Origin of the sequence: Pseudomonas sp. efr-133-TYG-23 (genome assembly GCF_030209215.1) — a bacterium.
Classification (GTDB): Bacteria; Pseudomonadota; Gammaproteobacteria; order Pseudomonadales; family Pseudomonadaceae; genus Aquipseudomonas; species Aquipseudomonas rhodesiae.
In genome coordinates, this window is the sequence record NZ_JARVSL010000008.1 from 108,862 (window position 1) to 120,481 (window position 11,620).

At 62.7% G+C, this 11,620-nt stretch carries 11 protein-coding genes; 6 read left to right on the forward strand and 5 right to left on the reverse strand.

Annotation, left to right across the window (positions count from 1 at the left end):
• Positions 1-158: 158 nt before the first annotated feature.
• From QRN41_RS04775 to QRN41_RS04790, 4 genes are all read left to right on the forward strand, one after another.
• A complete protein-coding gene (locus QRN41_RS04775) occupies positions 159-392 on the forward strand; it encodes a type VI secretion system contractile sheath small subunit (RefSeq protein ID WP_034138079.1) in 234 nt (77 codons plus the stop codon).
• A gap of 172 nt (positions 393-564) precedes the next feature.
• Positions 565-1,275 (forward strand): HPP family protein, encoded by a 711-nt coding sequence (locus tag QRN41_RS04780; protein WP_285421229.1) that lies wholly within the window; start codon positions 565-567, stop codon positions 1,273-1,275.
• Positions 1,276-1,408: 133 nt separating this feature from the next.
• Positions 1,409-2,512: an enoyl-CoA hydratase/isomerase family protein gene (locus QRN41_RS04785; RefSeq protein WP_167417156.1), complete on the forward strand. Its 1,104-nt coding sequence runs from the start codon at positions 1,409-1,411 to the stop codon at positions 2,510-2,512.
• Between the two features lie 3 nt (positions 2,513-2,515).
• Positions 2,516-3,667 (forward strand): acyl-CoA dehydrogenase family protein, encoded by a 1,152-nt coding sequence (locus QRN41_RS04790; protein ID WP_034138076.1) that lies wholly within the window; start codon positions 2,516-2,518, stop codon positions 3,665-3,667.
• Between the two features lie 103 nt (positions 3,668-3,770).
• Here the strand turns inward: QRN41_RS04790 and QRN41_RS04795 are convergent, their stop codons facing one another.
• From QRN41_RS04795 to QRN41_RS04815, 5 genes are read right to left on the reverse strand one after another with little or no spacing between them, the layout of a single operon-like run.
• Entirely contained in the window at positions 3,771-4,544 is a 774-nt protein-coding gene (locus QRN41_RS04795) for an enoyl-CoA hydratase (protein ID WP_034097928.1), read from the reverse strand.
• An 11-nt stretch (positions 4,545-4,555) separates the two neighbouring features.
• Complete coding sequence (locus QRN41_RS04800) at positions 4,556-5,683, reverse strand: acyl-CoA dehydrogenase (RefSeq protein WP_034097930.1); 1,128 nt, start codon at positions 5,681-5,683, stop codon at positions 4,556-4,558.
• Between the two features lie 12 nt (positions 5,684-5,695).
• Positions 5,696-6,880 (reverse strand): acetyl-CoA C-acyltransferase, encoded by a 1,185-nt coding sequence (locus QRN41_RS04805; RefSeq protein WP_169867794.1) that lies wholly within the window; start codon positions 6,878-6,880, stop codon positions 5,696-5,698.
• Positions 6,881-6,892: 12 nt separating this feature from the next.
• Positions 6,893-7,660 (reverse strand): SDR family NAD(P)-dependent oxidoreductase, encoded by a 768-nt coding sequence (locus QRN41_RS04810; protein WP_034097934.1) that lies wholly within the window; start codon positions 7,658-7,660, stop codon positions 6,893-6,895.
• A 21-nt stretch (positions 7,661-7,681) separates the two neighbouring features.
• The gene (locus QRN41_RS04815) at positions 7,682-9,331 is read right to left on the reverse strand and encodes an AMP-binding protein (protein ID WP_285421230.1); all 1,650 of its coding nucleotides are present in this window, start codon (positions 9,329-9,331) and stop codon (positions 7,682-7,684) included.
• Positions 9,332-9,569: 238 nt separating this feature from the next.
• On the opposite strand from QRN41_RS04815, the gene QRN41_RS04820 reads away from it, so the two are divergent.
• Together QRN41_RS04820 and QRN41_RS04825 are read left to right on the forward strand one after the other, a co-directional pair.
• Positions 9,570-10,481 (forward strand): bestrophin family protein, encoded by a 912-nt coding sequence (locus QRN41_RS04820; protein ID WP_285421231.1) that lies wholly within the window; start codon positions 9,570-9,572, stop codon positions 10,479-10,481.
• A gap of 76 nt (positions 10,482-10,557) precedes the next feature.
• Positions 10,558-11,616 carry a tetratricopeptide repeat protein gene (locus QRN41_RS04825; protein ID WP_285421232.1) on the forward strand — a complete coding sequence of 353 codons (1,059 nt, stop codon included), beginning with the start codon at positions 10,558-10,560 and terminating at the stop codon, positions 11,614-11,616.
• Positions 11,617-11,620 lie beyond the last annotated feature (4 nt).

Below are 11,620 nucleotides of genomic sequence, written 5' to 3' on the forward strand. Positions count from 1 at the left end.
ACGTAACGGCTGGTGTCATTTCACTTTCATGCCCTTGAAACCCAACGGTAAACTCGATCGCCAGTGGCGGTACTCATTTACCGCCACAGGCCAAGGATAACGACAAGGACGCTGTGGGCCGCAGCCACCACCGTGGTACTTCATGAGAGGAGAATGCCGTGCCAGACGATGTTCGTGACAATGTGCATGTGGGCTACCTGCCCGTGCCGCCCTTGGATCGCCTGATGGAGCTGCGTGATGCGCTGGTCGCGCTCAAAGGTCCACTGGGCAGCGAGCCAGCCTTGCAGGAGAACCTGCGCAGACGTTTATTCAACGAGGAGGCCGATGACCGCGTGCTGGGCAAAATCAACACGCCATTACCCAGTGTGATCTGTTCCATTCCCTTTGGCTGATGCCCTTCAATCCACTTTTTTTGTACTCAACCCTCATTAATATGCATTGGCGCCGAATCTTGCTGCACGGCACACTGCGCCGGTTCCTCCCCCAATTGCAGGAACGTTCAAGGACTTTTCCGGGAAACCAGAGGAGTCTTTTTTTTGCCCGCCGTTTTTATGGAACCGTTCAATGCTCGCTCGCTGGTTACCTGCCGCTATCAATACCCGTCCTTCCGAATGGAGCCGCGCCGCCATCGGCATGGCGCTGGGCACGCTGTTCAGTGTCTGGCTGTGCGGCCAAGTCTTCGGCATGGAGGTTGCGCTGCACTTGCTCGGGCCGTTGGGCGCCTCGGCGGTGTTGCTGTTCGCGGTGTCGTCCGGTGCGTTGGCGCAACCCTGGTCGATCGTCGGCAGCTATCTATGCGCTGGCATCGTGGCGCTGCTGGTGGCGCGGGTGCTGGGGCGCACCTTGGGCGGCGCATGCCTGGCGGCGGGAATGACCGTGGTGCTGATGTGCTGGCTGCGCTGCCTGCATCCGCCGGCCGGCGGCTTGGCCATGACCCTGGTGCTGGCGGACCCGGCGTCTGCTGCCCTGGGCTGGTACGAGCTGGGCGCCGTATTGATGGGCGCTGGCGCCCTGCTCGCCTGTGCGCTGCTTTACAACAACGCCACCCGCACCCGGTACCCCAAAGGCGCCGTCGAATCGCCCGCCGTCATGTTGAATAATCCCCAAGCCGCTCGGGACCCCGCCGTCACCGCTGCCGACCTGAAACTGGCATTGGCCGAGATGGAACAGTTCTACGACGTGGCGCCCACGGAGCTGGAGCAGCTGATCCACGCCGCCGAAACCCATGCGCGCCGCCGCAGCATCGGCGAAGTGCTGGCCAGCCGCGTGCCTTGACCGCACTGCTGCATAAATGCAAGAACGACCTGCATGATTCAAGGTTGTACGGGGCAAATTTGCACTGGTACGATCGCGAGATGGTCCGTTCGCGGGCCTCTTGATAAAGAACAATAAAAGCAGGGAGTTAGAGATGACTGCTCAGGTTTCATCCGAAGCAAACCGTGCCGAGACGCCTCAGGACGAGGTGCTGGCCGAGGTCCGTAATCATATCGGCCACCTTACCCTCAACCGCCCCGCCGGCCTGAACGCCCTGACTCTTAATATGGTGCGTTGCCTGACCGCGCAGTTGCAGGCCTGGGCCGATGATCCGGCGATCCATGCCGTGGTTTTGCGCGGCGCTGGCGACAAAGCCTTCTGTGCCGGCGGCGATATCCGCTCCCTCTACGACAGCTTTAACAGCGGCGACACCCTGCACCAGGATTTTTTCGTCGAAGAATATGCACTCGATCTGGCCATCCACCATTACCGCAAGCCGGTACTGGCGCTGATGGACGGCTTTGTCCTGGGCGGGGGCATGGGCCTGGTGCAAGGCGCGGACTTGCGTGTGGTCACCGAACGCAGCCGCCTGGCCATGCCGGAGGTGGCCATCGGTTATTTCCCGGACGTGGGTGGCAGCTATTTCCTACCGCGTATCCCCGGGGAGCTGGGGATTTACCTTGGCGTCACCGGGGTGCAGATCCGCGCGGCCGATGCGCTGTACTGCAGGTTGGCGGATTGGTACCTGGACAGCGCCAAACTGGCCGAACTGGACCAGAAACTCGACCGCCTGCGATGGCATGACACGCCTCTCAAAGACCTGCAAGGTCTGCTGGCCAAGCTGGCGGTACAACACCTGCCGGATGCACCGCTGGCGGCCTTGCGCCCGGCCATCGACCATTTCTTCGCCCTGCCCGATGTTCCAAGCATTGTCGAACAGTTGCAGGAGGTCACCGTAGCCAACAGCCATGAGTGGGCGCTGAACACGGTGCACCTGATGCAGACCCGCTCGCCCCTGGCCATGGCGGTGACCTTGAAGATGCTGCGTCGTGGGCGGCGCTTGCCGCTGGAACAGTGCTTTGACCTGGAGCTGCACCTGGATCGCCAGTGGTTCGAGCGTGGCGACCTGATCGAAGGCGTGCGCGCCCTGATCATCGATAAGGACAAATCCCCACGCTGGAACCCTCCGACGCTGCAGGCGCTCGACGCTGCGCACGTCGAGAGCTTCTTCCACGACTTCGAGCAGGTTGCAAAATAACTTATGCAAGACATTGAATACACTGAAGAACAAGTGATGATCCGCGATATGGCGCGCGACTTTGCCCGTGGCGAAATCGCTCCCCATGCCCAGGCGTGGGAAAAGGCCGGCTGGATCGACGATGGCCTGGTGGCGAAGATGGGCGAACTGGGCCTGCTCGGTATGGTGGTGCCCGAAGAATGGGGCGGCACCTATGTCGATTACGTGGCCTACGCCCTGGCGGTGGAAGAGATTTCCGCCGGCGACGGTGCCACGGGCGCGCTGATGAGTATCCACAACTCAGTGGGTTGCGGGCCGATCCTCAACTACGGCAGCGAACAGCAGAAGCAAACCTGGCTGGCGGACCTTGCCAGCGGCCAGGCGATTGGCTGCTTTTGCCTGACCGAACCCCAGGCCGGCTCGGAGGCGCATAACCTGCGCACCCGTGCCGAGTTGCGTGATGGGCAATGGGTGATCAATGGCGCCAAGCAATTTGTCAGCAACGGCAAGCGCGCCAAGTTGGCCATCGTATTTGCGGTAACCGACCCGACGTTGGGCAAAAAAGGCATCTCCGCATTCCTGGTGCCCACCGACACCCCTGGCTTCGTGGTGGACCGCACCGAACACAAAATGGGCATTCGCGCCTCGGACACCTGCGCTGTGACCCTCAACCAGTGCAGCGTGCCTGAAGCCAACCTGCTGGGCGAACGCGGCAAAGGCCTGGCCATCGCCCTGTCCAACCTGGAAGGTGGCCGTATCGGCATCGCCGCCCAGGCCCTGGGTATCGCTCGGGCAGCGTTCGAAGCGGCACTGACTTACGCCCGCGACCGCGTGCAATTCGACAAGGCAATCATCGAACACCAAAGCGTGGCCAATCTGCTGGCGGACATGCAGACCCGTCTCAATGCCGCGCGTTTGTTGATCCTGCACGCTGCGCGCCTGCGTAGCGCCGGCAAGCCTTGCCTGTCGGAAGCGTCCCAGGCCAAGCTGTTCGCCTCGGAAATGGCCGAAAAGGTCTGTTCCCAGGCCATGCAGATTCATGGCGGGTACGGTTACCTGGAGGATTACCCGGTGGAGCGCTACTACCGGGATGCGCGGATCACGCAGATTTATGAAGGGACCAGTGAAATTCAACGGATGGTCATCGCCCGCGAACTGAAAAACTACCCGCTCTAAATGCCGTATGTGGGAGGGGGCTTGCCCCCGATGCCAGTGGCTCAGCCTCGATAACTGCTGACTGATCCACCGCTATCGGGGGCAAGAGCCCCCTCCCACATGTTTACTGGTCCTTGAATTCCGGCGCGCGTTTGGCCACAAAAGCCGCCATGCCTTCCTTCTGATCCTGGGTCGCAAAAGCCGCGTGGAATACCCGACGCTCAAAGCGCACGCCCTCGGACAGGCTGACTTCGAATGCACGGTTCACGCTTTCCTTGACCATCATGCTGATGGGCACCGATTTGCCGGCAATCAGCGTGGCGACCTTCAAGGCCTCATCCAGCAGTTCGTCGGCCGGCACGATACGGGCAACGATGCCGCAGCGCTCGGCTTCCACCGCGTCGATAAAGCGCCCGGTCAAGCACATTTCCATGGCCTTGGCCTTACCCACCGCGCGGGTCAGGCGCTGAGTGCCGCCCATGCCGGGCAGTACGCCCAGGTTGATTTCCGGCTGACCGAACTTGGCCCCGTCACCGGCCAGGATAAAGTCGCACATCAGCGCCAGCTCGCAACCGCCACCCAGGGCAAAGCCGTTAACGGCGGCAATGATCGGCTTGCGCCGGTTGGCCACACGGTCGCTGTCGCTGAACAGGTCGTCCATATAGATCTGCGGGTAGGTCAGCTCGGCCATTTCCTTGATATCGGCGCCGGCGGCGAAGGCTTTTTTCGAACCGGTCAGCACGATGCAGCCGATTTCCGGATTGGCTTCCAGGCCGTCCAGGGCCTGATTCAACTCGCTTACCAATTGTGCGTTCAGCGCGTTCAGCGCCTGGGGACGGTTCAGGGTGATCAGGCCAACCCGGCCCTGAACCTCAAGCAAAATAGTCTCGTAACTCATGTATCGGCTCCTTAGAGATTGCGTGAGATGACCATGCGTTGAATATCGCTGGTGCCTTCGTAAATCTGGCAAACCCGCACATCGCGGTAGATGCGCTCCAGGGGAAAGTCGTTCAGGTAACCGTAACCGCCGAGGGTTTGCAAGGCGGCCGAGCAGACTTTTTCGGCCATTTCCGAGGCAAACAATTTCGCCATCGAGGCTTCGACCAGCGCCGGCTTGCCGCTGTCCCGCAGCGCGGCGGCGTAATGCACCATCTGCCGCGCGACGGCGATCTGGGTGGCCATGTCCGCCAGGCGAAACGCCACGGCCTGGTGCTCGATCAGCGCTTTGCCGAAACTTTGGCGTTCGCGGGCATAGTCGCGGGCGGCTTCGAACGCGGCGCGGGCCATGCCGACCGATTGCGCGGCGATACCCACGCGGCCGCCCTCAAGGTTGGCCAGGGCGATCTTGTAGCCTTCGCCCTCCTCCCCCAGCCGGTTGGCCAGCGGCACCTTCACGTCTTCGAACAGAATCTGGCAGGTGTCGGAGGCATGCTGGCCGAGCTTATCCTCGACCCGCGCCACGCTGTAACCCGGTGAGTCCGTCGGCACGATAAACGCGCTGATGCCACGCTTGCCCGCAGCGGGGTCGGTGACCGCAAACACAATCACCACCCCGGCGTTCTGCCCGGAGGTGATGAACTGTTTGCAGCCGTTGAGCACGTAATGATCGCCCTCCAGCCGCGCGCGGGTTTTCAGGCTGCTGGCATCCGAGCCGGCCTGGGGCTCGGTCAAGGCGAACGCGCCAAGCATGGCGCCGCTGGCCAGGGGTGTGAGGAATTGAGCCTTTTGCTGATCATTGCCGAACTTGAGGATCGGCACGCAGCCCACGGAGTTGTGCACGCTCATGATGGTGGAACAGGCGCCGTCGCCAGCGGCGATTTCCTCCAGGGCCATGGCGTAGGCCAGGTAACCGGTGTCGCAACCGCCCCACTGTTCCGGCACCAGCATGCCGAAAAAGCCCAGTTCGGCCATCTCGCCGATGGCTTCTTTGGGAAAGCGGTGCTCGCGGTCCCACTCGGCGGCGAAGGGTTTGAGGCGTTCCTGGGCAAATTGCCGGGCCGCGTCGCTGATTTGCAGCTGTTCTTCATTGGGCAGCATGGGGAGCAGTCCTTAATACAGGCATTCGACGGCCATGGCCGTGGCTTCGCCACCGCCGATACAGATAGCAGCCACGCCGCGTTTGAGGCCTTTGTGGCGCAGGGCCGCGAGCAGCGTTACCAGGATGCGGGCGCCGGACGCGCCGATGGGGTGGCCCAGGGCACAGGCACCGCCATGTACGTTGACCTTGGCATGGGGGATCTGCAGCTTGCTCATGGTTACCAGGGTCACCACGGCAAAGGCTTCGTTGATCTCGAACAGATCGACCTCGTCCAGATTCCAGCCGGTCTTGCTCATCAGCTTGCGAATCGCCCCCACTGGCGCTACCGGGAACAGCCCAGGCTCGTCGGCAAAGGCTGCGTGCCCGTGGATCACCGCCAACGGCTTGAGGCCACGCTTGAGGGCTTCGGACTCGCGCATCAGCAGCAATGCCGCCGCGCCGTCAGAGATGGAGCTGGAGTTGGCCGCCGTCACCGTGCCGCCTTCGCGGAACGCCGGTTTCAACTGAGCGATCTTGTCCAGTTTGGCCTTGGGCGGTTGCTCGTCATGCAGGATGGTTTTCTGCTCCTTACCCACGGTGACCTGCAACGGCACAATTTCCGCGGCGAAGTGCCCGTGGCTGATGGCCTCTTGAGCACGCGTCAGGGAGGCGATGGCGAACGCGTCCTGGGCTTCGCGGGTAAAGCCGTTATGCAGGGCGCACTCTTCGGCAAAGGTGCCCATCAGGCGGCCCTTGTCGTAGGCATCTTCCAGACCGTCGAGGAACATATGGTCGAGCACTCGCCCATGGCCCATGCGGTAACCGCTACGGGCGCGGTCCAACAGGTACGGCGCGTTGGACATGCTTTCCATGCCGCCGGCGATCGCCACGTCGACGCTGCCAGCCACCAGCGCGTCGTGAGCCTGGATGGTGGCTTGCATGCCCGAGCCGCACATCTTGTTGAGGGTGGTGCAGCGGGTGCCTTTGTCCAGCCCGGCGCCCAGCGCCGCCTGACGGGCCGGGGCCTGGCCGAGACCGGCGGGCAGCACGCAGCCAAACATCACTTCATCCACCGCATCAGCAGCGATGCCGGCGCGTTCGACCACGGCGCGAATCGCCGCAGACCCCAGCTGGGGCGCAGTCAGGCCCTTGAGATCGCCCTGGAATCCGCCCATGGGTGTACGTGCAGCGCTGACAATCACAATCGGATCGTTCATCGGTGGTCCTCCTTACTTGGCCGCCATGCGCAAGGCGCCGTCGAGACGGATCACCTCACCGTTGAGCATGCTGTTTTCAATAATGTGCCGTACCAGCGCGGCGTATTCGGCGGGTTTGCCCAGACGCGGCGGAAATGGCACGCCGGCGGCCAGGGACTCGCGCACCTCGGGGGTCATGCCCGCCATCATGGGGGTTTCGAAGATGCCGGGAGCGATGGTCATCACGCGGATGCCGAACCGCGCCAGTTCACGGGCGGCAGGTAATGTGAGGCTGGCAATCGCGCCTTTGGACGCGGCGTACGCGGCCTGGCCGATCTGCCCGTCGAACGCGGCCACCGAAGCCGTGTTGATGATCACGCCGCGCTCGCCCTCGGCGTTGGCCTCGGTTTCGGCGATGGCCGCCGCCGCCAAACGCAACAGGTTGAAGCTGCCGATCAGATTGACGTTGATGACCTGGGCGAAACTGGCCAGCCCATGAGGGCCGTTCTTGCCGAGGATCTTCTCGCCACGCACCACACCGGCGCAGTTGACCAACCCGTGCAGCCCGCCAAATGCCGCGACAGTGGCCTGTACCGCCGCTTCGGCCGCCGCCTCCTGGCTGATATCGGCCACGGCACTGCGGGCGTTGTCGCCCAGTTGCTGGGCTTTGGCCGCCACAGCGTCGGCGTTCAAATCCACCAGCATCACCTTGGCACCGGCGGCGACCAGCATCTCAGCGGTGGCCGCACCGAGGCCAGAAGCACCACCGCTGACCAGGAATACCTTGTTTTCAATCTGCATCATTGTGTCCTTAGAAAGGGATCAAGCCACCGCTGCTTGAGCTTTGGCGATTTCCTGATTACGCAAGATAAAACGCTGCAACTTGCCGCTTGGAGTCTTGGGCAAGTCGCTGACGAATTCGATTTCCCGAGGGTAGGCATGGGCCGCCAGACGCTGACGCACATGCAGGCGCAGTTCTTCGGCCAGTTCGGGCGTGGCGCGGTATTGCTCGTTGATCACCACAAAGGCCTTGACCAGCTCGGTGCGCTCCGGGTCAGGCTTGCCGACCACCGCCGCTTCGATCACCGCCGGGTGTTCGACCAGGGCGCTTTCCACGTCGAAGGGGCCCACGCGATAGCCGGAAGTGGTGATCACATCGTCACTGCGCCCGACAAAACTGATGCTGCCGTCGGGGTTCAATTCCACGGTGTCGCCGCTGAGGTAGTACTTGCCGACGAAAGCCTTGGTTTTCACCCCTTCATAGCCGGCAAACCAGCACATCGGCGACTGCTCGCGGTCGATGGCCAGGATGCCGGGCTGGCCGGCGGGCAATTCCTGGAAGGCCTCATCCAGCACTACGATGCGGTGCCCCGGCGAAGCGAAGCCGGCCGCGCCGACATGCACCGGATGGTCCAGGCCATGGTGATTGCACAGCACCATGCCCAATTCGGTCTGGCCGTAATGGTCGTGAATGGTCACCCCCAGGTTGTCGGCGAACCAGCGGATCACTTCGGGGTTCAGCGGCTCGCCGGCGCTGCTGACAACGCGCAATTTGCCCTTGATCGACTGGGCGAACTGACTGCCGCCGGCAATCAGCAAACGGTAAGCGGTGGGTGAACCGGTCAGGTTGGTGATCCCGTACTTGTTGATCACCCGGCAGGTACTCTCCAGGGTGAACGGGCCGTCGTAGAAGGTAATCGGGTGGCCCATGGACAGCGGCCCGGTGACGCCGAAATAGATGCCATAGGCCCAGCCTGGGTCGGCGACGTTCCAGAACGCGTCTTCGGGGCGCAGGTCCACGGCGTCTCGGGTGTAGCTCTGGAACGCAACGATGGCCTTGAGCGGCACCGACAGCGCTTTGGAGGGGCCGGTGGTGCCCGAGGTGAACATCAGCAGGAACGGTTCCTCGCCGTCCAGTAGCACCGGTTCGCACAGGTTGGAATGCTTGGGCAGTTCGGCCCAGAAACTGAAGTCGCCGCGCACGATGCCTTCGCCCTTGGGGCCGGCGACCGTCACCACCGTGGGGCAATCCTGCACCTCGACAAGCTTGGGCCGATTCACGGCGTCAGTGACCACCAACGCCGCGCCTGAGCTGTTCAAGCGGTGTTCGATGGCTTTGGGCCCGAATGCCGTGAACAACGGTTGATACACCGCGCCGATGCGCCAGGTGGCCAGCACCACCACCAGCAATTCCGCCGTGCGCGGCAGCAGGCCGGCGACTTTGTCGCCACGCCCCACGCCCTGGGCCAGCAGGAAATTGGCGAAGCGGGCCGCCTGGTCCTGCAACTCGGTAAAGGTCACGGTGGCGCTGCGCCCGTCCTTGCCTTCCCAGAACAGCGCAATGCGCCCCGGCAGCGCATAGCGGTCGCAACATTCAACGCAGGCATTGAGGCCCAGCAAGCTGCCGGCCAGGGTGGCGTCGACGGTGTGTTGGTAATCGAATTCGGTAGTGGCGGCCAAGTAATCGCGCATCGCTTCAAATCCTTGCGTATTGTTATTTTCAGGACGTTTTTCAGGACAAGAACCTGCGAAATAGTCGCTCCAGAGCGTTGCGGCAGCAATGGTCAAAGCCTTCAACTTGGCTGACTGGTTTGGCCAAGCCTTTATTGATCATAGACCCCGCCGATCATCCGGTTGGCCCTGGCGATTGGACGCCGCGCCCGGCAGCTTCTAACCTGATGGCCTGCGCCACCGAAGAAGTTCCCGCCTGATGATCGTGCGTCCCAAGCCCAACCTGCTGGGCATCCTGTTTTCTCTCAAAGGCTCGATTGCCAAGCGTATTGCCTTGCGCAGCCTGCTGGTGACGCTGCTGGCGTCGGTGATCGTCTTGGTGGAAACGCTGCACCCGGCCTATTTCTCCAAGGTCAACGCCACGCCCTTCACCTTGCTTGGGCTGTCGCTGTCGATCTTTATGAGCTTTCGCAACAACGCCTGCTATGACCGCTGGTGGGAAGGCCGCAAGCAATTGGGGCAGTTGATCATTGAAGTGCGCTCGCTGATCCGACAGACCCAGGCGCTGACCGATACGTCCGAGCGCGCGAGCCTGTTGCGCGCCGTGTGTGGCTTCTCCCACGGCTTGATCGCGCGTCTGCGCCAGGAAGACGAAGCCCTTGCGATCCAGCCTTGGGCGAAAGTGCAGGCCGACCATCCGAACCTGCCCGACCATCCGAACCTGCCCGACCAGGTCCTGCAGCAATTGGGTGCGCGCTTCAGTGAGCTGGCCGGACAGGGTGCAATCAGCGAATGGCGCTACACCCAATGGGAGACCCGCCTGGTCAGCCTGAGCCAGGTGCAGGCCGCGTGCGAACGTATCAAGCACACCCCGCTGCCCTTCCCTTACACCTTACTGCTGCACCGCACCATCTACCTGTTCTGCATCCTGCTGCCGTTCGCCATGGCCGAACCCTTGGGCTGGCTGACCCCGGTGTTCACTGCCATCGTCAGCTATACGTTCTTCGGCCTGGATGAAATCGGCGACGACCTGGAAGACCCCTTCGGCTTCGACGAAAACGACCTGCCCTGCAACGCCATCCTGCGCACCCTGGAGCGTGAGGTGCTGGCCGCTCTGGGGGCGACGCAACTGCCGCCGGCGTTGGAGCCGGTGGAGTACGTACTCACCTGATGCGGGTTTGACACCTGCCGTGGTCTGGTCGAAGCTTGCGCCTCTCAACGAACTGCTTACGCTTTCGGACACCTGCATGCCAAAGTCACGCCGCTACGCCCTCGTTGGCCTGTGCGCCCTGCTGTTTATCGTACTGATCACCTGGTATTTCACTCGCAGCACGCCGGTGGCGGTGCCGCCCGCGATTGCCCATGGTTACTCCAAGGCATTGAAGCAGGCGCACAATGGCGAACCGGGCGCGGCGCGCGTGCTGTATCAGCAATTGGCGCGGCCGGACCTGTCGCCCGAACGCCGCGCCGCCCTGCACGCGGAATTGCCCAACTACCCCAGCCCTCAAGCCTTGAAGCTGGCGGATAAAGACTTGGCCGACCCGTCGCCCCTGGTGCGCGAGGCGGCGATCCATAGCGTCGTCGGCCTGGTGCCTAGCGGCCAGCGCACGCTGTTGCTCGGCCCGGTGCTCGACGACCCCGAGCAACCCGTGCGTTTTGCCGCGGCCAATGCCCTGCTGGGCTTGTCGCCGGATACCCTGGGCCTGTACTTCGGCCCGTTGCAACAGGTGCTGGACGAGTACGTCAAACACCTCAAGGCCCAACCCGAAACCGCCGAAGGCTGGATTCAATTGGCGCGCCTGTACATTCACAGTGCCCTGCTACCCGAGGCGCAGGCCGCCTTGGAACAGGCCACGCGCTTGCAACCGGATAACTTGCCGGCGGTGGTGGCGCAAATCGAGCTGCTGGACAAACAAGGTAAAACCGACGAATCGCGGCAATTGCTGGCCCGGCAATTGGCGGCGCATCCCGAGTCGGCTTACCTGCAACATGCCCTGGGCCTGTGGCTACTGCACCACGGTGAGCGGACGTACGCGTTGCTTGGTCTGTCCAAAGCAGTGGAGTTGGAACCGGACAATCAGGATTACCGCTACGACCTGGCCACCACCCTGCACGCCCAGAAGGAATTGGAAGCCGCCCAGCGTCAGTTGGAAGAAATCGTCCAGCGCCACCCGGCCAACCGCAAGGCGCGGGTGCTGTTGATCAACTACTGGAAAGAAAGCGGCCAATTGCAGAATGTGCAGGTGCTGCTCGCCCAGCTCGAACAACAGAACCCCGACGATCCCGCGCTGCAACAAGGGCTGTAGGCGT

Coding starts and splice junctions, on each gene's coding strand:
- QRN41_RS04780 (WP_285421229.1), top strand. CDS start 565: ATGCTCGCTCGCTGGTTACCTGCCGCTATCAATACCCGTCCTTCCGAA.
- QRN41_RS04785 (WP_167417156.1), top strand. CDS start 1,409: ATGACTGCTCAGGTTTCATCCGAAGCAAACCGTGCCGAGACGCCTCAG.
- QRN41_RS04790 (WP_034138076.1), top strand. CDS start 2,516: ATGCAAGACATTGAATACACTGAAGAACAAGTGATGATCCGCGATATG.
- QRN41_RS04795 (WP_034097928.1), bottom strand. CDS start 4,544: ATGAGTTACGAGACTATTTTGCTTGAGGTTCAGGGCCGGGTTGGCCTG.
- QRN41_RS04800 (WP_034097930.1), bottom strand. CDS start 5,683: ATGCTGCCCAATGAAGAACAGCTGCAAATCAGCGACGCGGCCCGGCAA.
- QRN41_RS04805 (WP_169867794.1), bottom strand. CDS start 6,880: ATGAACGATCCGATTGTGATTGTCAGCGCTGCACGTACACCCATGGGC.
- QRN41_RS04810 (WP_034097934.1), bottom strand. CDS start 7,660: ATGCAGATTGAAAACAAGGTATTCCTGGTCAGCGGTGGTGCTTCTGGC.
- QRN41_RS04815 (WP_285421230.1), bottom strand. CDS start 9,331: ATGCGCGATTACTTGGCCGCCACTACCGAATTCGATTACCAACACACC.
- QRN41_RS04820 (WP_285421231.1), top strand. CDS start 9,570: ATGATCGTGCGTCCCAAGCCCAACCTGCTGGGCATCCTGTTTTCTCTC.
- QRN41_RS04825 (WP_285421232.1), top strand. CDS start 10,558: ATGCCAAAGTCACGCCGCTACGCCCTCGTTGGCCTGTGCGCCCTGCTG.